General features: G+C 63.3%; 16 protein-coding genes. 2 read left to right on the forward strand and 14 right to left on the reverse strand.

Going from position 1 to position 23,308, the window contains the following annotated elements; genetic code table 11:
• Positions 1-16: 16 nt before the first annotated feature.
• From R1T44_RS12970 to R1T44_RS12985, 4 genes are all read right to left on the reverse strand, one after another.
• Positions 17-1,135, reverse strand: a complete 1,119-nt coding sequence (locus R1T44_RS12970) for a polysaccharide export protein (protein ID WP_054556249.1) — start codon at positions 1,133-1,135, stop codon at positions 17-19.
• A 1,635-nt stretch (positions 1,136-2,770) separates the two neighbouring features.
• The gene (locus R1T44_RS12975; protein ID WP_317292945.1) at positions 2,771-3,880 is read right to left on the reverse strand and encodes a glycosyltransferase family 4 protein; all 1,110 of its coding nucleotides are present in this window, start codon (positions 3,878-3,880) and stop codon (positions 2,771-2,773) included.
• A 119-nt stretch (positions 3,881-3,999) separates the two neighbouring features.
• Positions 4,000-5,181: a glycosyltransferase family 4 protein gene (locus R1T44_RS12980; RefSeq protein ID WP_317292163.1), complete on the reverse strand. Its 1,182-nt coding sequence runs from the start codon at positions 5,179-5,181 to the stop codon at positions 4,000-4,002.
• On the reverse strand, positions 5,178-6,230 hold the full coding sequence (locus R1T44_RS12985) for a glycosyltransferase family 2 protein (RefSeq protein WP_317292164.1): 1,053 nt from the start codon (positions 6,228-6,230) through the stop codon (positions 5,178-5,180). The genes R1T44_RS12980 and R1T44_RS12985 overlap by 4 nt, the downstream gene beginning before the upstream one ends.
• A 700-nt stretch (positions 6,231-6,930) precedes the next feature.
• Between R1T44_RS12985 and R1T44_RS12990 the strand changes: the two genes are divergently transcribed.
• Positions 6,931-7,692 (forward strand): sulfite exporter TauE/SafE family protein, encoded by a 762-nt coding sequence (locus R1T44_RS12990; RefSeq protein WP_054556253.1) that lies wholly within the window; start codon positions 6,931-6,933, stop codon positions 7,690-7,692.
• A complete protein-coding gene (locus R1T44_RS12995) occupies positions 7,692-8,018 on the forward strand; it encodes a hypothetical protein (RefSeq protein ID WP_317292165.1) in 327 nt (108 codons plus the stop codon). The genes R1T44_RS12990 and R1T44_RS12995 overlap by 1 nt, the downstream gene beginning before the upstream one ends.
• Before the next feature lie 125 nt (positions 8,019-8,143).
• Here the strand turns inward: R1T44_RS12995 and glmS are convergent, their stop codons facing one another.
• The 10 genes from glmS to R1T44_RS13045 all read right to left on the reverse strand — a co-directional run bounded on the left by glmS (position 8,144) and on the right by R1T44_RS13045 (position 23,284).
• Positions 8,144-10,090, reverse strand: coding sequence for a glutamine--fructose-6-phosphate transaminase (isomerizing) (gene glmS / locus R1T44_RS13000; RefSeq protein WP_317292166.1), 1,947 nt, complete (start codon positions 10,088-10,090; stop codon positions 8,144-8,146).
• Positions 10,091-10,297: 207 nt separating this feature from the next.
• Positions 10,298-11,644 carry a UDP-glucose dehydrogenase family protein gene (locus R1T44_RS13005; RefSeq protein WP_153636201.1) on the reverse strand — a complete coding sequence of 449 codons (1,347 nt, stop codon included), beginning with the start codon at positions 11,642-11,644 and terminating at the stop codon, positions 10,298-10,300.
• A 682-nt stretch (positions 11,645-12,326) separates the two neighbouring features.
• Positions 12,327-13,277, reverse strand: coding sequence for a glycosyltransferase family A protein (locus tag R1T44_RS13010; protein ID WP_284726785.1), 951 nt, complete (start codon positions 13,275-13,277; stop codon positions 12,327-12,329).
• Positions 13,261-14,016 (reverse strand): glycosyltransferase family 2 protein, encoded by a 756-nt coding sequence (locus R1T44_RS13015; RefSeq protein ID WP_043334128.1) that lies wholly within the window; start codon positions 14,014-14,016, stop codon positions 13,261-13,263. Before R1T44_RS13015 ends, R1T44_RS13010 begins: the two co-directional genes overlap by 17 nt.
• On the reverse strand, positions 14,009-15,283 hold the full coding sequence (locus R1T44_RS13020) for a glycosyltransferase (protein WP_317292167.1): 1,275 nt from the start codon (positions 15,281-15,283) through the stop codon (positions 14,009-14,011). The genes R1T44_RS13015 and R1T44_RS13020 overlap by 8 nt, the downstream gene beginning before the upstream one ends.
• Position 15,284: 1 nt before the next feature.
• Positions 15,285-16,820 (reverse strand): polysaccharide pyruvyl transferase family protein, encoded by a 1,536-nt coding sequence (locus tag R1T44_RS13025; RefSeq protein WP_284726787.1) that lies wholly within the window; start codon positions 16,818-16,820, stop codon positions 15,285-15,287.
• Positions 16,821-16,965: 145 nt separating this feature from the next.
• Positions 16,966-18,357: a polysaccharide biosynthesis protein gene (locus R1T44_RS13030; protein ID WP_317292168.1), complete on the reverse strand. Its 1,392-nt coding sequence runs from the start codon at positions 18,355-18,357 to the stop codon at positions 16,966-16,968.
• Complete coding sequence (locus tag R1T44_RS13035) at positions 18,354-19,421, reverse strand: EpsG family protein (protein WP_131432419.1); 1,068 nt, start codon at positions 19,419-19,421, stop codon at positions 18,354-18,356. The genes R1T44_RS13030 and R1T44_RS13035 overlap by 4 nt, the downstream gene beginning before the upstream one ends.
• A gap of 2 nt (positions 19,422-19,423) precedes the next feature.
• Positions 19,424-20,719 (reverse strand): sugar transferase, encoded by a 1,296-nt coding sequence (locus R1T44_RS13040; RefSeq protein WP_052384635.1) that lies wholly within the window; start codon positions 20,717-20,719, stop codon positions 19,424-19,426.
• Between the two features lie 198 nt (positions 20,720-20,917).
• Entirely contained in the window at positions 20,918-23,284 is a 2,367-nt protein-coding gene (locus R1T44_RS13045) for a GNVR domain-containing protein (RefSeq protein ID WP_317292169.1), read from the reverse strand.
• Between the last annotated feature and the right edge of the window lie 24 nt (positions 23,285-23,308).

Below are 23,308 nucleotides of genomic sequence, written 5' to 3' on the forward strand. Positions count from 1 at the left end.
GGAGTGGGACATGACCTCAATCCTCGATGTCATCGATGACCGAGACGAAGGCCCCGGTACTGGTCACGGACGGCAGCAGCTGGCTCAGCACACGATTCCAGCGGCTGACCGGCGCGGCGGTCACATAGACCACATCACGCGGTTGCAGCGGGAAGCGCGCGCCCAGCATCAGCGAGGTCGCATCCGAGATATCGAGAATGAAGACCGTGGCCAGCTTGTCGGACTCCGGCGAATTTTCACGCACCACGAAGACGCCTGACGGATTGGCGCGGTCCTCATCGACCCCGCCGGCCCGCGACAGCGCATCGGTGAGGCTCAGACGTTCATTGCCCACCGGCATGTTGCCGGGCTTGAGTACCTGACCGAGCACGAAGACATTCTGGTCTTCCGCCACCGGCACATTGATCACGTCGCCATCCTTGAGCAGACGGTTCTGACGCATGTCGCCCTGCTGCAGCAGCTGATAGAGACTCAGGTGCTCCTGCTGGCCGTCGCGCGTCAGCGTGATGTTGTGGGTATTGGCCAGTGCCGTGACCCCGCCGCTGGCACTGATGGCATCGATCAGGGTCAGCGGAACATCCGTGACCGGCACGAAGCCTGGCTCGGTCACGGCGCCACTCAGGTAGACGCGCTTGGAGCGGAATTGCGCCACCGAGACATTGACCTGCGGCTCGGTGATGTAACGGGACAGCCCCGCGACCAGCGCGGCGCGCACCTCATCCACTGTCATGTCGCGAATGTTGATGCGCCCGACATAGGGGTAGAACAGCGTGCCATCCGGCTGGACGATGTAGGTCAGTGCCTCGACCGTCTGACGCTGCACACCGCTTTCCTGAGCCAGGTCCAGCGGCGTGCTCAGATTGATGGCCAGAATGTCGCCGCCGCCCACGCGGTAGACGTACTGCTTGATGTCATCGACCAGCTCAGGCGGCGCGGGAGCGGTCTGGGCGGGGCGTGCGCGATAGTTGGAGATCAGCCCGGGGGTGATCGGCGTGACTTCCACCTGGTCGGTCAGCGGCGCGACCTCGGCTTCATAATCCATGTGCCCACCGGGCGCGAAGGCACACCCGCTCATCGCCAATACCACGGCGGCAAATGAGAACGCCCGGAGCGTCGTTCTGACCGGTATATCCATATCCTGTCTCTTCCCCTGTGATCCTGACCGCTACCGCCAGGCGCTGTTTCGGCACGCTACCGCCCCGAGGAACTGGCGTTCTCCCCTGCTGCCGATAGCGGCGCCCTGTTGGCGTACATGTCATCTGTCATGGAGTGGTCACGCCTGCCCTTCGATACCCCTGCGATATCACCGGACACACGTCAGGCATGTGTCCATGACACATGCCCATGACCGAACTCCGAAATGGAACGTTTATTAGTATTTTAGTAATTCACTACCAGGCATCTAACACCTGAAACATATTGCATTGATCGACTTTCTCATCAATCAAGACAACATGACTCATTTGATTAATCGATACTTATAAGATTGATCGCACCAACATTACTGATTACTTCTTTCTTGCACTTTTATTGACATTTCTGTTCAAGCGACTCGTTGCTTGAACCTGTCAGGAGCCACTGTCGAAAGAAGGTTTATGCCGCCCCTTCAAGCAGGCGAGACCTGCCGATCTCGTTGGCGAGTCAGCTGGCACGGCAGCGTCAGAACGGGATGAGAATTCATGCCCGCATGCATTCCATGGAGAGGTGCGATGATTGAGGTGCAACGCTCGATCGCCCGGATGCGCCTGCGCCATCTGCCCGACCTGGCAGGTAGCGCGACCTCGAATGAGGCGACCGCCCAATGCCCCGCAAGGCAAGGGACACGGCCGCTGGCGCGTAAGGCACCGACGACTTCTTCAATCACGTCCAATATATCAAATCCATTTAATACAATGTGTTACTGACATTCTCTGCCTGAGCTGACGCACTATCCTGTACGTCTGTGGCAAGCTCGGGTCTGACTGACCACCCAGCGGCAATGACCCCGACCCCAGACTCGACCCCGGGACTTGATGCCTTCTCATGAGGCATTTCGCCGTACCCGGTGTCGCCCGCTGGAGCGGTACCTCTCCCCGCCTGACTGCCCATCTGCGAGGCCCGGCCTGCTCTTGTCTCGTGCTTGTATCGCGCTTGTGTCGCTCGACTCCTGCACATGCTGTCGGCATGCCCTGACCATGCCCGACGACCTCGATAGGCCGTGACATGACGCACGTCGCAGCGAAGAGAACCTGGTGCTTTACCGGCGACGTCTGATTCGCCAATAAGCGACATTACTGTCCCCTCTTCAACAGGGCTGATAATAAATCAATTGACTTCAACAGCAAGGAATTGTCGGGTCGTCGAGACGATTGTACTGGCGGTGGTAACTTTAAGCTGTTTCCCCTAATCCTCATCATTGGCAGTCAGGTACCCGACAGACGACAGATTACCCTTAGCGCATCTAATGCATATTGCGAAATCAAACTACTTTAATTTAGCAACAACTCATCATCTGACTCACCTCCGCAGAATGAGAAATCCCAACTGCACTTTGCACGGGCCCCACATACGCTCCGCATATCCCTGGATACGCCCCGCAAACGTTTAGCAGATACCGCGCAGATACCTCGACCACGCCTGGGCACGCCCCAAAGACGAAAAGGCCAGAGAGTGTCAGCGACACCCCCTGGCCTTTCCAATGGCGATCATGAGCGACGCGACGTGGCCGCCTTTCCTCAACATGCCTTTCCTGAACATGCCTTTCCGTCACTTGGGTATCCGCTGCGGACACTCAGGGCGTCACCTCCAGCCCCGAGGTGTCCTGCGCCGGTTGGTGGCTGCCATACAGCGCCAGATGCCCGCTCAGGGCGGTATCGATGTGATAACTGGCCCCGTAACGGCGCGCGTTGCGGGCGAAGGCACGCCGCAATTCAGCATCCCCCACCAGTCGCCCCAACGCCTCGGCATAGCGCTCAGGCGTGTGCTGGTCGACCACCAGGCCGTTGCCGACCCGATGCACCACCTCGGCACAGCCGCCGACATCGGTGACCAGCACCGGCAGGCCACTGAGCGTCGCCTCCAGCAGCGAGATCGGCAGCCCTTCCCAGGCGGATGACATGATGAAGGCATCGGCGCTGGCCAGCAGCCCCGCCACATCCGAGATATTGCCCAGCAAGCTGACCTCATCATCGAGCCCGAGCGCCTCGATCTGCGCCATCAGCTGTGCCTTGTGCGGGCCCTCCCCGGCGATCCTGAGCGTGAACGCCAGGCCCTGCGCCTTGAGTCTGGCGCAGCTTTCCAGCATCAGGGGATATTGCTTGGCATCGGTCAGACGTCCGATCGCCGCCAGCTGCACCGGGGCCTGCTGATTCGCCTCGCGCCAACCACTGGCCTTGAGACGCGCGCCGGAGACGGCGTTGTCGATCTGTACCACCGGACGCGCCGCAATCGGCGCCAGCTTGTCGGTGCAGGCGCGACAGATACCGACGTAGGCCGTGACGCGACGATCAAACAGCCGGAACATCCAGGCCGGCGCGCCCAGTTCGATGCTGTGCACCGTCATCATCACCGGCAACTGGCGCGGCAACCCAAAGGCGAACATCAGTGCGTAATACAGGTGGCAGTGCACCACATCCGGCGCGAAGCGCGTCACTTCCCTGCGCAACCTCGTCGCGCCTCGCCACGGGCGGCGGCGTGTCTCGATGCCCAGAAACGAGTAGCTGACATTGCCGGCGCTCAGCTGGCTCAGAAAGCGATGCTCGTATTCGAGGTCACGGCCACATTCCGCGGCGGTTTCCAGAAAGGTGATATGCACACTGTGGCCAGCGGCCACCATCGCCAGACTCAGGTCCTTGACGTAGACCTCGGCGCCGCCAGAGGCGGGAGTCGAGATGACATGCATGATTCTCACGGCGATAGCCTCCTGCTGTCGTTCATGAAAAAAGTGAGGGCGGCTGCCCTCACTTGTCTGTCCACTGGCTGTCTTGCCTACCACCCTCATCCAGGCGGTCGTCATGCCGATCAGATCACCTTCAACAGCGCCGGGGCTTCCAGTCCCTCAAGCATCGTGCGCCAGCTGGCCTCGACGGTATTGCGCGAGAAGCGGTCCAGGCCGTAATCCACATTGGCGCGCAACCTGTCGAGCACCGTCTCATCTCCCAGCACCTCATCAAGCTGACGGGTCATGGCTTCCACATCGCCCTGCGCGACCAGATAGCCATTGACGCCATGCTTGATGATCTCGCCCGGCCCGGCCGGACACGCGAAGCTGACACAGGGCACGCCACAGCTCAGCGCCTCGACCAGCACCAGGCCAAAGCCCTCGAAGCGCGACGAGAGCACGAACAGATCCGCCGCGGCGTATTCGCGCCGGATGTCCCGGCATTGGCCCGGCATCTGCAGCTGATGGGTGATCTTCAGGCGCTCGGCCTGCGCCGCCAGGGCATCACGCTCTGCGCCCTCGCCGACGATGCGCAAGACCCAGCCATCACGGGTCGCCTCAGGCAACGCCGCCCAGGCCTCAAGCAGCAGATCGAAGCCCTTCTGCGGCTCGAGGCGGCCGACGGCCACCGCCACCCTGGGCGACCTGGCGTCTCGCAAGTCCGCCACCTGCTCAGCACTGCTCTCACGGCTCTGCAGCGCCTGACGCTCGGCAACGACATGCTCCAGCGGATTGAGGTTGGGCACCACGCTGAGTCGCTCGCGCGCGGCTGGATGCAGACGCTCCCAGTACTGGCGGTCTTCATGCGACAGCACCACGATGCGGTCGGCGCGATGCGCCGCCAGACGCCGCGCCGTATCACGGCGAGCAATGCCGAGATCCGAGGTGGCATTGAAGTGCTCCCAGCACAGGTAGCGCGTGCGGCGACAGAGCAGCGTCGGCAGCAGGAAGGGCAGGAAGCCGATGCTCTCGACCACCACCACCACGTCCGGGCGCTTGCGCAGCACCACCCACAGCAGGCGCAGGAACAGCCACAGGCCGCGCGCAGCGCCCAGATGCGAGCGCCCGGGATAGAGTGATTCGTGCACGATATCGTCATGCAGCGGATAGGGACTCTCCGCCGGGCCATATTCGCTGAGAATCTCGACCTGATAATCGCCACTGGCGGCCAGCATGTTGGCGGTATCGGCGCAGGCACGTTCGGTGCCGCCGGTGCGTGACTGGGCACCGGTATAGAACAGGATATGTTTATGAGTGCTCATGAGGCGTATTGGCTCCGGCGGACAAGTTGCCGGGACAATGCCGGGCTCACTGCATAGCTCATCAACAGCGCCTGCTCCTTCAGCGAGAGCTGGCGCAGAGATGACCAGGACGCTTGTCGCACCTGATCGAGCACGACCTTGCGCACCCGCGAATCATCCGCCGTCTTGTTGATCGCCTGGCGCATGATGAAGCTGACGCCGACGAACCGCAGGCCGCGGATTTCCAGCAGGGCCATACCATGAGTCGCGGCGAAATGCTCACGATAATGCTCCGCGAAGACCCGCCAGCTGCGGTGGAACTTGTCCAGCTCCTGGTTGCTGAACGGCTTGCGCGTCAGCGAGCCGTCACTGCGCTTGTCGAAGTAATACAGCACCTCTGGCAGATACAGTACGCGCTCTGCACGCCCGAACAGATCCAGGTTATAGAGGCCATCCTGCGACACGGGCAGATCAGGGAAGCTCAGCGAGCAGGCCAGATCGGCGCGGATCGCCTTGCCCCAGGGAGACGACACGATGGTGTCATGCATGAAGTCACGAAAGGCCCGAGCCAGCGGGCGCTCTTCGGCCTGCTGGCAGAATGCCAGGCTGTCGTGATCGCCCTTGGGGCCTTGCAGGCAGTAGCGGAAGACCACCGCCTCGGGCGAGTCGAACGCCTCGATGCGGGCCTGCAGAATATCCAGCGCGCCAGGCGCGAAATGATCATCGGCGTCACAGAACAGCACATAGCGGCCGCTGACCAGGCTCAGACCATGATTGCGCGTGCCACCCGGCCCCATGTTGTGAGGATTGCGGCGCAGAACCAGCCGCCCGGGGATGTCAGGCGTCTCGCCGGGCGGCGTGGACACTGAGGATTGCTGCTCAATTTGCTGCTGCGCCTGTCGCTCAGCCCACAGGAATCCATCATCCGTCGAGCAATCATCAATGATGATGTGTTCATAGGATGCCTGGTTGTCACGCAAGCTGTTGATGCAGCGCGCAAGACCATCCCCTGAATTGTGATTTGGCGTCACGATGGAAAAGTAAGGCGACTTCCCTGTATAGCGTCCCATGCCCTGCCTTCTTTATTGTTCACTGTCGTTGACCAGCACAGCCGACCAGCGCCCTCGAAGCAGAGCACACACTGCACTGAAGAGTGGGTCAGTTCTTGCGACTGACTTTTATTCGCAATTTCTTGGATTTTAGTGCTTGAGTCCCGATCATCCGACAGGAGCTGATCCTGCACTGAAGATGACAGGTGAACGGCGTCACCCTGAGGAGTGGACACTGGAGGGATGTCCGCTCGTGAGAAAGGTAGAGGCAGAAAGTGCCAGAAAGTGGCAGCAAATGGCGACACTTCCTGACCCGCCGTTGACCACAGACTAATAATCCCCCTCAGCCCAAACAAGCTGCGCTGTCGCCAAAAGCCGAAATCATGAGCGTTTATGCGCCAATCCTCCGGCAACTCATGCCAGATACTGATAATCAGTGACTACTGAAATACGCCCCGCCCACTGAGCCAATTGAGCCAGCACGACCAAAGCCGTCATGCCCGCGGCCTTATGTGACGCACATCAACGTGAGCACTTTGCGCGAGTGTCATACTGCCAGAGCGCGATGCAGGCTATGATGGCAGACATTGGTCGGCCTCCCCGTACGCGCACGGCGCCCGCTCTCAAGCTCCCTTGCCTGCCAGTGCCAGGCCTCGCGCATGCTGGAGCCAGCGCCGCCCCGCCCTTTCTGTTCTATCCCCCCCTTGCCCACGGAGACTTCATGGAGCCTTGGCAACTTGTCGCCATCATGATGAGTCTGGCACTCGCCAGCTATATCCAGACCCTGACCGGTTTCGCCTTCGGATTGATCGTGATGGGTCTGCTGGCGACCCTCGATGTGCTGCCCATCGAGAGCGCCGCATTGCTGTGCACTCTGCTGGGCCTGTTCAACAACGGGATGGCCATGCGCGGGCACTGGCGAGAGATCAATCCGCGCCTGGCACGCCGCCTGCTGGTCACCAGCCTGCCAATGTTGCCGGTGGGCTATTTCCTGGCGGTCTGGCTGGGCAGCGAAAGAGCCCCCCTGCTGGGCATGTTGCTGGGCATCGTCATCCTGATCGCCTGTCTCGCCCTGCTGGCTCAACCGGGCCCGCGTGCCACGACATCGCCACGCTGGCACTTTCATACCGCGGGTGTGCTATCAGGCCTGATGGGGGGGCTGTTCGCGGCCAATGGCCCGCCTCTGGTGGTCGTGCTCTATCGTCAGCCGATGACCCTGATCGCCATTCGCTGCACGCTATTCGGTGTCTTCATCGTCACCGGCATCGTGCGCATGGGCCTCAGCATCGCGGCCCCGGGGCGTATCGGCGACACCCTGCCCCAGCTGCTGCTCGTGGGTCTGTCAGGCGCCCTCGTCGTGATGCTCTTCACCGAGCTGGCGCGTCGCTTCCCGCCGCCCTTGAGTGACAATCGTCTGCGTCAGGTCGCCTATGCCATTCTGCTGGTCTCGAGCGTCAACCTGATCATCAAGGGCCTGATCTGATGACTCAGACTCCACCAGCCCAGGACGCGACTGATCCAGCGGGCGATGAAGGCTTCATCGAGTTGTCGGAGAGCACGATTGACGCCATCAAGGCGGCGGGCAGAAAGCTCGATGAGGACGTGCAGGCGGGGCGCCTACCTGCGGGCAGCTCACGCTGGATGATGGCACCGTCGGGGGAGCGTTTCTGCATTCGCCATTCCGGCCCAGCCATTGATGAAGAGACTGATGAAGGCCCTGATGACGAGTCTGAGCCAGACGCCGACATGTATCGCCAGTCACTGGTGACTCGCTGCTGGCAGTGTCTGCTGGCGCGCGTGAAGCGCTGACGGGATTTCCCGAGGCCAAGCCCTCGAGAAAGCTCGCGATAAAGCCCTCCATACCGCTTGCAACAAGAAAGGGACTGCCCATGGGCAGTCCCTTTTGTTTGCTTCATGGCCTCAAGCGCGGTCGATCACTCCACCGTGACACTCTTGGCCAGGTTGCGCGGCTGATCGACGTCGGTGCCCTTGAGCACGGCGACGTGATAGGAGAGCAGCTGCAGCGGCACCGCGTAGACGATCGGTGCGAGGAAGCGACAGACGCCCGGCACGGTGACGACGTGAACGCCCTCACCGGCCTTCAGGCTGACTTCCGGGTCCGCGAACACGAACAGCTGACCGCCGCGGGCGCGAACTTCCTGCAGGTTGGATTTCAGCTTTTCCATCAGGTCATCCATCGGCGCGACCGCCACCACCGGCATGTCTTCGTCGATCAACGCCAGCGGGCCGTGCTTGAGCTCTCCGGCCGCGTAGGCTTCGGCGTGGATGTAGGAGATTTCCTTGAGCTTGAGCGCCCCTTCCATGGCGATGGGATACTGGCTGCCACGCCCGAGGAACAGGGTGTGGTGGCGGTGCATGAACTTCTCCGCCAGCTGCGCGATTTCCCCATCCAGCGCCAGGGATTGCTCGATCACATGCGGCAGGTCCTTGAGACGCATCAGCAGCTGACGGCTCAGCAGGTCATCCGTCTGACCATCGCCCTTGGCCTGACGCAGCGCCAGGGTGGTCAGCATCAGCGCTACCAGCTGGGTGGTGAAGGCCTTGGTGGAGGCAACCCCGATTTCCGGCCCGGCGTGGGTCAGCAGTGACAGGTCGGATTCACGCACCAGCGAGCTGCCCGCCACGTTGCAGATGGCAAGGCTTGCCAGATAGTGACCAGCCTGCGGGCCTTCACAGTTGAGCTTCTGGATGTCACGCAGCGCCGCCAGCGTATCGGCGGTCTCGCCGGACTGGGACAGGGTCAGGAACAGTGTCCCCGGCGCCGCGACGCGCTCGCGATAACGGAATTCCGAGGCCACCTCGACCTGAGCCGGAATGCCGGCGACCTCTTCCAGCCAGTAACGCGCCACCATGCCGGCGTGATAGCTGGTGCCACAGGCGATGATCTGTACCTGACGCACATCGGCGAACAGCTGCGTCAGGCGTGCCACATCCACGATCTGCTTGCCTTTATCGGCCCCATTGTCTGCCGCGAGGAAGGAGTGACGCGAGACATCGAAGGCCTCCAGACGCACGCCCTGCGGGTCCAGTCGCTCCGCCAGCGTGCGCGACAGCACACGCGGCTGCTCCATGATCTCCTTCATCATGAAGTGGCGATACTCGCCCTTGCCGGCGGCTTCGACGCTGTGTTCGTAACGCACCACTTCACGCGTGACCGGCGTCAGCTCATCGCGGTCGCCGGTACGTTCCAGCACCTGGATACCCGCCGGCGTGATGGCGACCATGTCACCTTCATCGAGATAGATGAAGCGATCGGTGACCGGCAGCAGCGCCAGCGGGTCAGAGGCGATGAAGTGCTCATCGATCCCCACGCCGACCACCAGCGGGCTGCCCTGACGGGCACCGACCAGCAGTTCGGGGTTGCGCTGCTCCATCACCGCCAGCGCGAAGGCGCCATCGAGACGCGCGGTGACCGCGTTGACGGCTTCCGGCAGTGCCAGGCCGCTGCACAGTTCGCGATCGACCAGGTGCGCGACCACCTCGGTGTCGGTCTCGGAAGTGAAGACATAACCGGCGCCTTCCAGCTCGCCGCGCAGCGCTTCGTGGTTCTCGATGATGCCGTTATGGACGACGGCGACCCGCTCACTGGAGAGATGCGGGTGCGCATTGTGCTGGGCAGGACGCCCGTGGGTCGCCCAACGGGTGTGCGCCACGCCGATGGCGCCGGACAGCGGCGCCTCACGCAGCTCGTCTTCCAGCGCACGCACCTTGCCCACGGCACGCGCACGACGCAGTTCACCGGCAGGGTCGATGACCGCCACGCCAGCGGAGTCATACCCGCGGTATTCGAGGCGATGCAGCCCCTCGATCAGAATCTTGCTGATATCACGCTGAGCCAGACCGGCAACGATGCCACACATGAGAAATTCCTCTACTGCGTGCCACCCTCATGGAGAGCGTGGCACGACTGAATGGATGTCTTTCAGGGAGTGCGTACGCAGATCAGGTACGCGTGCTGAATCTTTCAGCGACGTTCAATGCCTGCTTGAGCCTTGATGTCTGAGCACTGACGCTTGAGCATTGACGTTTGAGCACTGACGCCCGGGCTGTGATGCCAAGCGGCAAGCTCAAGCCTGATTCAGCAGCAGGGTGTCACCGCGGCCGACCGCATAGTACATCAGGCCAGCGGCCTTCATGGCGGCAGGCTCGAACAGGTTGCGGCCATCGACCACCACCGGGAAGCCGAGCTGGGACTTCAGCCACTCGCCGTCCAGGGTGCGGAATTCCTTCCACTCGGTGCAGATCACCAGCGCATCGGCACCCTTGACCGCCTGCTGACGGTCCGCGACCAGCACCAGCTCATCGCGCTCGCCGTAGATGCGGCGGCATTCCTTCATGGCTTCCGGGTCATAGGCCTGCACGGTCGCGCCAGCCGCCCACAGCGCTTCCATCAGCGTGCGGCTCGGCGCATCGCGCATGTCGTCGGTGTTGGGCTTGAAGGCCAGACCCCAGACGGCGATGGTCTTGCCCTTGAGGTCGCCATCGAAGGCCCGCGACAGCTTGTCGAACAGGGTGACTTTCTGGCGCTTGTTGACGGATTCCACGGCGGTCAGCAGCTCGGCTTCATAGCCGATCTGGCTGGCGGTACGTGCCAGCGCCTGGACGTCCTTCGGGAAGCAGGAACCGCCATAGCCACAGCCCGGATAGATGAAGTGGTAGCCGATACGCGGGTCACTGCCGATGCCGCGACGTACTTCCTCGATGTCCGCACCGAGGCGCTCGGCCAGGTTGGAGATCTCGTTCATGAAGCTGATCTTGGTCGCCAGCATGGCGTTGGCGGCGTACTTGGTCAGCTCGGCGGCGCGCACATCCATGAACATCAGCTTTTCATGGTTGCGGTTGTAGGGGGCGTAGCATTCGCGCATGCGCTCACGCACCGCTTCGGAATCGGTGCCGACCACGATGCGCGCGCCACGCGTGAAGTCGTCCAGCGCCGCGCCTTCCTTGAGGAATTCCGGGTTGGAGCAGACATCGAAATCGACGCTTGCACCACGGTCCTTGAGCACGTCCTTGACCCGCGCCTTGACGCGGTCTGCCGTGCCCACCGGCACGGTGGACTTGTCGATGATGACCTTGTAGTCATTCATGTGCTCGCCGATGGTGGTGGCGACGGACAGCACGTACTTGAGGTCGGCGCTGCCGTCTTCATCCGGCGGCGTGCCCACGGCGATGAACTGCAGCACGCCATGCTCGACGGCTTCACGCGCGTCGGTGGTGAAGCTCAGGCGACCGGCTTCCACGTTGCGCAGCAACATGCCTTCCAGGCCCGGCTCATAGATGGGAATCTCGCCCTGCTTGAGACCCTCGATCTTGGCGGCGTCCACATCCATGCACACTACGTCGTGGCCGACGTCGGCCAGGCAGGTACCCGTGACCAGACCGACATAACCGCTTCCAAAAATCGTGATCTTCATTGATGTCATCCTTGCTGGCCTTGTCGCCAGATCGTGTCGTGATACTCAAAGTGAAACGAGGCAATGGCGGCAGAATCTCGTGCACATCTGATGGCTTTTCAGCGGCAATCGAGGCGGACTCCAGGACATTTCGCCGTAAAGTCCTGTTCCCTCAAGACTCCCTCATGACTCCCTCGGGTTTCCCTTGGGTCTCTCTCAAGAGATGTCTTCGTAGGCGGAATTTCCCGCCTTCATTGGCCGAAAATGAAATGCCGACAATGTCCTGTGCAAGAGGATCAACCCCCATTGAACAGCGATATTTCGTGACAGCAGCGCGAGGTTACCCAACCCACGGGCCAGAAGGCTCGCAGGTGATTGCAGGTAGACTGCAGCTAGCTCGCAGGAAAAAGACGCGCCGCTTGAGTCAGTGACGGGCAATCATCACTGCCCGAAGTGTGGCTCTTTTATAAAGCAACTTCGTGAAAAGTCATCCTGTCGGGCGCAATATGATCCAAAACATGACCCTATATAACTTGTGACTTATCTTTCTGATCCTGCCTGTCGCAACTTCCCTGATATGCCGCTTGATCAATTGACTACCCGGGCGGCAATGGCCATCTCATGGATGGCCATGCCTTCGCGCTAGAGTCGTCATCAAATCAGAACCGTCAGTCAATGAGAGCCATCAGCGGCGCGGCAGCTATCAGCGAAAGTAATGCTTCGCGAAGGTCGCCAGGTGGCCATGCTTCATGGCGACCGGCGCCTTGCGCAGGAAAAAGGCCAATGACAACGGCGAGAAACGACTGCCGGTGGCACGGGCAAACATGCGCCCCTTGGTGCGCGCCTTGGCCGGCGTGCTGTAGAAGTCGCTGCCGGAGGTGACCCCCGCATGGGCGACGATGCCCAGATTGGCACGCATCAGACGCGCGCCCTGACGACGCGCATCGCTCAGCACGATGAACTCCTCGCCGGAGGGCTGATCGGTGCCCAGGCCGAACTGCTCATCGAAGCGTGCATGGAACTGGCAGAGATCCAGCGCCATGTCGACCGAGCGCACGCGCGCCAGTGACATCAGGCTGTGGGTCTTGAAGGACACCGGCGGCGCGGGCCGATCCGGGTCTCGCTCATGCAGCGGGAAGGCCTTGACGTGGGGGAAGCTGATCGCGGCCGCTTCGGTGCAGGTGAAGGCTTCCATCACCAGCGCGACAGCCTGGGGATGCAGCTCAATGTCGTCATCCAGCACATAGGCGTAGCGCGTGGCACAGGCGGCCAGCGCCGTGTTGCGACTCTTCGACAGCCCCCGCCCGTCGATCGCCAGGTACTCGAAACGGCTGTCGAAATTGGCCAGCGCGTACTCGCGGTATTGCTCGCGGCTCGCGGGGTCTGACAGTTGATGCACGATCAGGAAACGCGCGCCGGGCAGCGCATCATGACGCGGCACGCTGTAGAGGCCGTCATCCAGGGTCGAGATCAGGAAGGTCAGCTCCGGCACCTGGCGACGCGTGCTGTCATCCACCTGGCGTGCCCCGACCAGCACGCGCGGGCGCGAATCGAGGGTCGGCTGCGCGCTTGCATCGGCATGGCGGGAAGCCGCCGTGGACTCGGTGGAAGGTGTCGCGGACGCCGCGACATCCTGTTCAACGATGTTTTGCATAACCGTTCACCGCGTAATGGACAAAGTTGCGACTGGCGCTGATCACATCCATCCCCAGCACCTCACGATACAGGCGCCACTGATAGGCGGCGGCCTTGAACTTGTTGGACGACACGCTGCTCTCGCGACGCGTATAGCGCGCCAGCGGTTCCGGCATGCCCTGCGCCGGGCCCAGCTGACCGATGATGATCAGCCACAGCGCCAGGTCCTGACGCTTGCGGATCGTCGGCATGTAGAAGCGCCCGTAGCGACCGGCGTCATAGATGGCGGTCAGGCAGCCGATGGAGTTGGAGCGCAGCATGTCGTCACGCGTCAGGCGCTCGGGCGGCGCGAAGTACGAGACGTGCTCGCCCTGCTCATCGACCATCTCGTAGCCGGTGTAGGAAAGCCCGGCGCCGGTGTCCTGCATGAAGGCGATCTGGCGTTCGATCTTCTCGGGCAGCCAGGCATCGTCGGCATCCAGAAAGGCGATGTAGCGGCCCTTGGCCTCGGCGATGGCACGGTTGCGTGCCCGGCCCGGGCCACCGTTGGTGTCGGTTTCCAGCACGCGGATCTCGACGCCAGCGGTGTCCAGCGCCGCGAAGTCGTCACGCAGACGACTGGCGGCACCATCCGGTGAGGCATCGTCGCTGATCAGGATCTCGCGTACCGGCTCGCTCTGGGCCAGTACCGAGTCGACGGCGGCGTGCAGGCGGCGGTCATAGCCGTAGTTGGGCATGATGACGGAGACATCAGCCATGGGCCTTCTCCTCAAGCGGCTGTCGCTGAACGCGACGCGAGTGTGTGTCTGGGCGCGTGTCTGCGGATGAGTCCTGATGCGCCCGCTCGGTAGTCGCCGCATCGCCGGGCGTCGGCGGCGCGAGACGCGAGATCAGACGCTGATATTGCGGCAGCACCGCGTGCGCGCTGTAGCGGTCAAAGCTCTGCCAGGCACCGCTTGAGAGGCGCAGCAGAAGCTCGTCATCGAACTCGAGGCGCGCCAGCTCGTGGGCCAGCTCCGCGATGATGGCGGCATCCTGACTGCCATCCGGTTCCGCGCTGAGCATCCCGTCGCGGCCATGCTCGATCAGCGCCAGCGGGCCGGAACGCACCGGGCGCGACAGGCATGGCAGCCCCTCACGCTTGGCCTCGATCACGTTCATCGGCAGGCATTCGCGCTCCGAGGTCAGCAGCAACAGGCGTGCACGCCGCAGCTCGTGGGAGACATCCCTGAGCGCGCCGGTGAACAGCACCTGAGTGCCGGCAGGCACCGTGCTGTCGTTGGCGCCCTGGAAGACGCGCAGGCCCAGCTCGTTGCACAGCGCCAGCAGGCGTTCACGCTCCGGGCCGTCACCGACCACCACCAGGCGACCGCGACGGTAGCCGGAATCCGCGAAGGCACGAATCGCCAGATCGAGGCGCTTGATCGGCGCCAGACGCCCGACCATCACCACATCGACCTGATGCTCGCAGCCGCTGCGTGCCTCGTCCGCCCGCTGGTCATCCAGATAATTGGGAATCACCGTCGGCGTGAGACCGCGGCGACTCCAGCATTCGGCATCGACCTCATTGAGCACCTGCAGCACGTCGAGGTGGCGATAGGCCAGCTGCTTGACGATGCGCTTGGCACGGCGGTCGTGATGATAGGCGCTGTGCTCCTGGGCGATGATGCGCGTGCGCGGACGCGGACGCCCCTCGCCATCGACGCCACCGGTACCGCGTGCCGCCAGCTGCGCCGCCAGATGGAAGGCGAAGTAGCCGCTGACCATCACCTCGATCCGCTCCTCCAGCATCAGGCGACGCAGGTGCGTCACCCAATGGCGGAAGTTCTGGCGCGTGCCGGTGGCCGGCAGTCCGAGGGTGCGATATTCGACACCCTCCAGACGCCCCCAGTACGGCTCGCCTTCGCGCACCGAGACCAGCGTGACCCGGTGGCTGGCGCTCAGGTCCCGCGCCAGACCATGCATCACCTTCTCGACGCCACCACAGGCACTGATGTCCTGAATCAACAGAGCGACATGTGCCATATCAGGCTCCTCGCACGACAGGCTCGCTGTCGTGAGCGGCAGTCGCGCTGTTGTCGCCGGCAGGCGCATCCGCGGCCATGGTATCGGCCGCTGCGGCATCGGCCGGCGCAGAATTGACTGGCGCAGCAGTGGTGGCAGTGGCCACCGGTGCCGGGAAGGCAGCGTCATTGAGCTTCAATTCACGCTGACCCCAGACGCCGGCACGTCCCGGTGCACGGCGCAGGAAGTCACGCGTGATGTCGGCGGTGATCGCCAGCTTCTCGGCGATGACCTTCTCGGCCAGCGCCGGGAAGGCCTTGTCGGCGACCAGCTGTTCGATATCGGCCACGATGCGCGCCGGGTCGAAGTTCTCGATGTCCTGCACGCTGTCGCCGAGACCGAAGTCACGCATGATGCCCGGCGCCTTGGGCCCACAGTAGGACAGCGCGTAGACCGGCGTGCCGGACATCAGCGCGAAGATGACCGAGTGGAAGCGGGTGCCGACCAGGAACTGGGCATCGCGGTAGAGATCGACCAGCGCATCCGGGCTCGGGTCGCCCTGCACCAGCTCGATACGCGTGGCGAGGTCTTCCCCGCCCGCCGTGGCCAACGCCTTCTGCAGATGATCGAACACCAGCTGGGAGATGCGCTGGTCATTCTCGATATCGGTCGGGCCCAGCACGTGCGGCACCACCAGCAGGCGCTCGATGCCCAGACGCTCGCGGGATTCCAGCAGTGAGCGCGACAGCACCTCGACACGCTCGGCGAAGGCTTGCTGATCCAGGCCCCACCAGTCGCGCAGGGTGATCACGGCGTACGGCGAGGCCACGCCATTCGGCGCCTTGACCGCGGCATGCTCGTCGCTGGCACGCGGGGCCATGGCGAAGGCCATGTCGGTGCCCAGCAGCGCGTGCGGCAGCTTCGGGTCGGCCTTCTGGGTCATGGCGTGGGTGATTTCCTCACGCGAGACCACCAGGCAATCGCTCAGGGTGCGCAGGAAGAAGCGCTCCTGGGCCGGGGTCTTGAACGGGCCGAAGGAGTGACCCAGCAGCAAGACGCGCTTGCCGGCCTTGCGGGCCAGCATCACCGGCGCCAGATAGCCGATCAGCGCCAGCCATGAGGACAGCGTCTTCTTGAAGCTGCCGTTGTGGAAGATATGACCGCCCTTGACGACCACCAGGTCCGCGGCGTCGATGATGTCGTTGCCACTCCTGCCCTGCTTGCCGAACATCATCTTGGCGCCCAGGCCAAGCAGCGAGGTCACGAAACGCAGCTTGTCACGCATCGGCGGCATCAGCGGCTGGCCGACGGTGACGCGTTCACGGTAGCGGCGACGAATATGGCGGAACGGGCCGCGCTCGGTGGCGAACACCTGATCATCGATGGGCAGGATGTCGATGCGGTGGCCTTCGGCCTTGGCCACACCGGCGCCGGAGACATCGCTGCGGCCCTGTTCGGCATCGATCAGCTGATCGAGGAAGTCGATGGTGCCCATCAGGATGGCGGAGTCGCCCTTGTTGTCGTCATGCCATCCGTGCGTCATGCATATCTTGGCCATGCTGTTCGTCCTTCTGTCCGTAATGTCGCGATTCGAACGCGCGATGCCTGAGGGCTGTGTCTGCATGCCCGGCATCGCCGTCATGTCATCAACCGGAAGGCACAGATGCTGACCTTCCGATTCCTGCTGCGCTCGTGAAGCCCGGTCAGGCACTCGCCGCAGCGTTGTCTTCGTGTGCCTTGCCGCCGCGGGAGAGGGATGGCTGGAAGAGGATCGCCATCGCCAGCATCACCACTTCGGCGGCGACCGGCACACACAGGAAGAGGCTGTAGAGATCGACGCCCAGAAGGCTGCCGGTGTCGCCGGACGCGTTGCCCAGCGAGTGATTGAGCGCCGCGATCGCAAGGCCCCCGCCGACCACCAGGGTGGCGCCGGTGCTCTGGCACAGCAGGCGCTTGCCGTTGAGGCGCAGCGCGGCCAGACGCGTGAAGGCGCAGGTGACGAAGGCGTGCACCAGATAGACCAGCGCGAAGGCGCGCAGCGTCAGGGTCAGGCGCGGGTAGGCGCCGCTCAGGAAGTGTTCCGCCAGCCACGGCGCGATCAGCGCCAGTCCTCCCGCCACCGGCAGCGCGAAGCCACTGGCGATGACCAGGTACTCCTTGAGGCGCGCACCGCCGTGGGTCAGCTTGGGCAGGTAGTAGCGATACAGGCTGGTGGGGAACACATAGAGCGCGAACACGATGGAGGTCACCACCGAGACACTGGCCACCTGAGCGGGCGCAAATGCCAGCCCGGCCAGAATCACCCAGGCCTGCAGGTAGGCGAACGACATCAGGTTGTTGTAGAGAAAGCCGCGACCGCGCGCGAAATCGGCCTTGCTCGGCAGGCGACGCTGGCCTGCACCCTCTTGCCCCACGCCCTCATCGCCCGCCGCCGCGTCGGCCTCGGCCCGGGCATCCGCCAGCGCATCTCGCGACAGCCACATGCCCAGCGCCATCACGATGACCAGCGCGATGGCGCTGACCATCACGAAGGTCGGCACCGGCGCCAGGCCGAACATGCCGGCGGGAGTGGTCAGGTCAGCGCTGAACTCGGCGCCGGTCACAAGCTCGACGCCCTGATGATAGAGCGCCGGCCCCGCGGCGCAGGCGACCGCGATCGCCACCGCCAGCGAGATCAGCACCGTCATCAGATTGACGCGACCCAGGCGCTCCTGACGCTGCAGGCGCGAGTTGATCATCTGCAGGCCGACCTGCTCCGCCGCGGCGCGCAGCGCACAGAAGGCGAAGATGAAGGCCGACAGGCCCAGCAGCGGCGCGATGCCGACAGCGAAGCCGATCGCCAGCAAGGCATACAGCGAGATACCGACGCCCATCCAGCGGCGCAGTGCCGACGCGCTGGCGCCGTCGCGGGTGACCAGCAACACCTCGTTGCCGCCCATGCGCGCCAGTACACCCAGCAATACCGCGTAGTTGAGGGCCAGCGCGTATTCACCGAAGGCCTCCGGTGCCACGGCACGCGCCAGCAGCAGGCCCGCGGCGGAGGACAGGCCGCGCGCCATCAGATTGAACAGCGAGAAGATCAGCGCTTCGCTCATGACTGGCCTCCGTTGCCGACGACCAGGGCTTCATCGCTGAGGAAATAGAACTCGTAGTTGTTCAAGAAATCGTGGTCCTGATTGCCGGCCGCCACCTTCAGCGACATGAAGAACAGCGCCATCATCAGCACGCCGCTGATCAGGCTGGGCAACAGCTTGTCGCGGAAGTGCTCGATCACGTCACAGATGACGAAGATGGCGAACGGCAGGAAATAATAGCTGGCACGTGCCACATGCTCACCGTACGTGATGAACAGGGTGTAGAGCGCCACGCCGATGAACATCAGGTTGAAGGCCCAGGGGTCCAATGACAGGCGGAAATGCTTCCACATCACCAGGGTGCCCAGGCAGATCAACAGGTAGATGACGTAGAGCTTCTCGCCACCGCCGGAGAAATCCTCGAAATAATGCGCATAGAGGCCCAGCGCACTGAGAATGCTCTTGGCCAGCGGCCCAGCCACGAAACACAGTGGCAGCAGCCCCAGGTAGAGCCAGAACGGGTAGGCACGACGCAGCAACGGATAGATCACCAGCAGGGGCAGATACAGTGCCAGGGTGTAGTGGAAGCTGGTACCGACGAGCATCAGCACCAGCGCGGGCAGCCGCATGCCGCGCTCCAGACACGCCATCGCCAGCATGAACAGCGCAATCGCCACGTGCTGCTTCACGAACCCGAAGGCCGACAGATAGATCAGCGGCAGGCAGACGAAGAACAGCAGGCACCAGGCCAGATTGCGACGGCTCATCACCAGTGCCGAGACGAAGCACGACACGTAGAGGATGGCGGTGATGATGAAGAACAGCTGCGGCTCGCCCCAGGCCCGCGCCATGCGTGCCAGGGCAGCAGGTGCGGGCTCGAGAAAGCTCAGGTCGACCTGCCAGGTGGCCATCTGGCGGTACGAGAAGTAGTCGTACCCTGCGTCGTAACGCAATGCCATGAACGCCAGACACAGCCCACCGGCCAACCAGGCACCCACCATGCGGGTGCGCTCGTTGGCGGCCAGCGGCAGGATTGCCACCAGCAGGGCCATGAAGCCGACGTAATAGCCACTGACGGTCAGCATGCTCAGCGTGCCCCGAAGCCGGTCAGCATGGTCTTGATGGTACGGCCGACGATCAGCAGGTCGAGCCACACGGAGAAGCGCTTGATGTAGTAGAAGTCGTGCTCGAGCTTCTCGCGGGTCTCGTCGGCGTCAGAGGCATAGCCCTGAGTGACCTGTGCCCAGCCGGTGATGCCCGGACGCACCACGTGACGGTAGTTGTAGAACGGGATCTGTTCGGCGAATTCGTTCACGAACTTGACCTGCTCCGGACGCGGGCCGATCAGGCTCATCTCGCCCTTGAGCACGTTGATGAACTGCGGCAGCTCATCGATGCGGGTCTTGCGGATCACGCGACCGATGCGGGTCACGCGCATGTCATTGGCCTGGGCGAACTGGGCGCCGGTCTTCTCGCTGTCGTGGCACATGCTGCGGAACTTGAACATGCGATACGGACGACCGCCCTGGCCGACACGTTCCTGGACGAAGAACACGCCACCCGGTGAATCGAGGCGGATCAGCACGGCGGTCACCAGGCAGATCGGCAGCACGAACGGTGCCACGGCGAGCACGGCCAGCATGTCGAACAGACGCTTGAACAGCTCATATTCACTGTTGGGAGCCAGCTGTCCGAAGCTGTTCTCACGCACCTGATCGAGCTCGACACGACCGGTCAGCGACTCGCGGACTTCGCTGGCGTCATAGACCGGAATGCGATGCAACACGCAGTTGGCCAGGAAACGCTGCCATTCTGCCGGCATGTCGGCTTCCAGATCGGCGACCACGCCGTTGTAGCGCTCTTCGCCGAGATCCGGCGCGCGCATCAGGTTCCAGCGTGCCCCACGGGTGGTGAACAGGCTGCGATAGTCACCGAAGGGCACCACGGCCAGCTTGCGGATGCGGGTGCGCTGCTCGGCCCAGAAGCCGATGGAGCAGATCAGCATCGCCGCCAGCCACGAGCTGCCGAGCACGATGCGGCTGAAGCGCAGATCCAGCGCGATCAGTACGCTCATCGCCAGCAGATAGCTGATGGTGATGGCCGGCAGCACGTAGGCGAACGCCTTGGCGCCGGGGTAGCGCGACATGTGACGAATCGCCTGCAATGCGAGCAGGAAGCCGCCGCTGGCGGCGATGACACTGTGCATGCGCATCTCGCTGACCCACGGGCGCAGGCCATTGATCAGCAGCAGCGGGACACCCACTGCCAGAATCAGACCGACGATGGCCTGACACAGCGAGTTGAACATCAGTCGCTCGTACATGCGGGAGTGGCGCTGACGCCCTTCCAGCCCGGAGCTTGCATGGTTCGTCGTGGTATTCATATGCCGTTACCCCCTTGGCTTGCGTTCGTGTTGTGGTTCCGTTCATCACGCTCGGAGCCGCTGGTGCCGTCGCTCGACGGCGTGCTACCCGATGCTTCACCCGTACTGCCTCGGCTCTCGCCTCGACTGCCGATCCCCACTGCCAACGAGGCACGCAGTCTCGGACATCGGGTTCGCGGGCTCTAATGCAAGTGGCCGCTAACCCTTGGCGCCACCCTGGTACTGATAATCGTGATAGCTGTAGCCGTAGCTGTAGGTCGTGGTGGCCTTGCGCTCGACGGCATTGAGAATCGCGCCATCGACGTGCACGCCACTGGAGGCGAAGCGCTCCAGCGCCGCTTCGATTTCCTTGGGCGAGTTATGCATGAAGCGCGTCACCATCACGCTGACACCGCACTGCTTGCCGACGATGGCGGCATCGGTGACGGCCAGGATCGGCGGTGTATCGACGATGACCATGTCGAAGTTGGCGCTGGCCCACGTCAGCAGGTCGCTGAAGCGTGACTGCAACAGCAGCTCCGACGGATTGGAGGGCGAGGTACCGCGCGCCACGTAGCACAGGTTGCTCGGCGCGCCATTGGCGGCCACCCCTTCGCCAAGCGCCGCAGAGGCGGTCTCGGACATCGCCAGACTCGGATCAGTGATGCCACGCACGATGCTGTCGCGGTCGGCCTTGCCGAGCAGGAAGTCGCTCAGGCCCGGCGCGGCGGCGTCGCTGTGCTGGACACCCGCCATGCTCTGGTGGACATGGCCACGGCGCATGTCGGCATCGATGACCAGCACCCGGTTGCCGGCCTGGGCACAGACGGCGGCCAGGTTGGCGGACACGAAGCTCTTGCCGATGCCCGGGCTCGGGCCACAGATCATCAGGCGATTGTCGGGGGCTTCCATCATCGCGAAGTGCAGGCTGGTGCGCAGACCGCGCAGACCCTCGATGGAGAGATCCGCCGGATTGCGGATCGCCAGCAGCCCCGGCGCGACATTGTCATTGGCCGCTGTGGCGACACCACGCCCGGTGAAGCGCTTGAAGCCACGCGCCAGACGACGGTTGAGGCGTGCCTGTTCTTCGGAGAGCGGCAGGGTCGCGTGGACATTGAGACCCAGGTCGGAAAGCTCCGACGGCGTCTCGATACCGCGATGCAGCATGGAGCGCAGCAGCACGAAGACCACTCCGAGCATGCCGCCCAGCAGGGTCGCGATCACCACGATCATCGCCTTGCGCGGGCTGATCGGATGCGGCTGTGCGACGGCCTCGTCCAGTATGCGGATATTGCCGATGGTGCTGGCCTGGGCGATGTTCATTTCCTGGGTCTTGTTGAGCAGCTGCACGTAGATCTGCTGATTGACCTCGACTTCACGCTCCAGGCGCAGGATTTCCTGCTGGGTGTCCGGCAGATCACCAACCTGCTTCTCCAGCTCCTTGCGGGTCTGCTGCAGGTCCGCACGCTTCTTGCGCAGCGCCACGTAGTTGGGGTGACTGGGGTTGAACTTGCCGGACAGCTCCGCTTCTTCCAGCTGGGTCTCGTTGATCTGATTGTCGATATTGACCAGCTGCTCGAGCACCGACTTGGTCTCGAGATCCAGATTCACGCTATCGCTCTTGCCGCGATAGGCATTGAGACGGTTCTCGGCCACTTCGAGGCGCTCACGCACCGTCGGCACCTGCTTCTTGAGAAACTCGAGCGACTTCTCGGCTTCGGCGGACTGACGCTCGATGTTCTGCTGCTGGTAGGTCTCGGTGATGCGCTGCAGGGTCTGCTGGGTGCGCAGCGGGTCTTCGCCAACCAGCGCCAGGCCCAGCACCCCGGTTTCCTTGCCCATCTCGGCCACCGCGAAGCGTGAACGCAGCGCATTCGTCGCTTCCAGGGTCGACTGATGCATCAGCGTGAATTCAGCGCCCCTGGCCGCGTCCAGTGCGCTGACCTTGAGCGTCACCTCGCCCAGCGGGCCATCGAAGCGTGAGGCTTCGCCGACCACACCGGTGCCCAGTGCATCGCCGTCGTACTGCAATTCGTACTCACCGCCCTCTCCCAGCGACACCAGCGTCAGCGGCACATCGTCCCAGGCCGCCGGCACTTCGAGACTGGCCACGTCGATCGACTCGCCGGCCCAGACCATGCTGGACCCGGCAAGCCAGCTCGGACGCGCGAATTCGTGGGTGCGCAGGAAGGTGCCGATCAGCGGGTACTGATACGGCTTGACCACCAGATCCAGCTGCTCCTTCTTGACCGTCTCGCCCAGCACCAGGCGTGAGGTGATGATCTGGATCTCGGACTCGGACGGCGGCGCCTCGCCACGCAGCAGGCTGGAGACATCACGCAGCGGGTTCATGTTGCCGCCGCCCTCCTCGACCTGCACCAGCGCATCGGCCTTGTAGATCGGAGTGGCCAGCAGCGCGTAGAGCACCGCCAGCACGGTGAAGGTGCCGGTGATCAACGCCAGCGTCAGACGGCTGTCATACAGCTGGCCCAGCATGCGGCCGAGATCAAGACTGGTGCGCGCGGGCACGCTTGACGACTCGCTGGCCGAGGCCTGACGCGTGGTGTGGGAATTGCGGTTCGACATCGTTGGGTCACTCTCCTGGTGTCC

Source organism: Cobetia amphilecti (assembly GCF_032923285.1).
Lineage (GTDB): Bacteria > Pseudomonadota > Gammaproteobacteria > Pseudomonadales > Halomonadaceae > Cobetia > Cobetia amphilecti.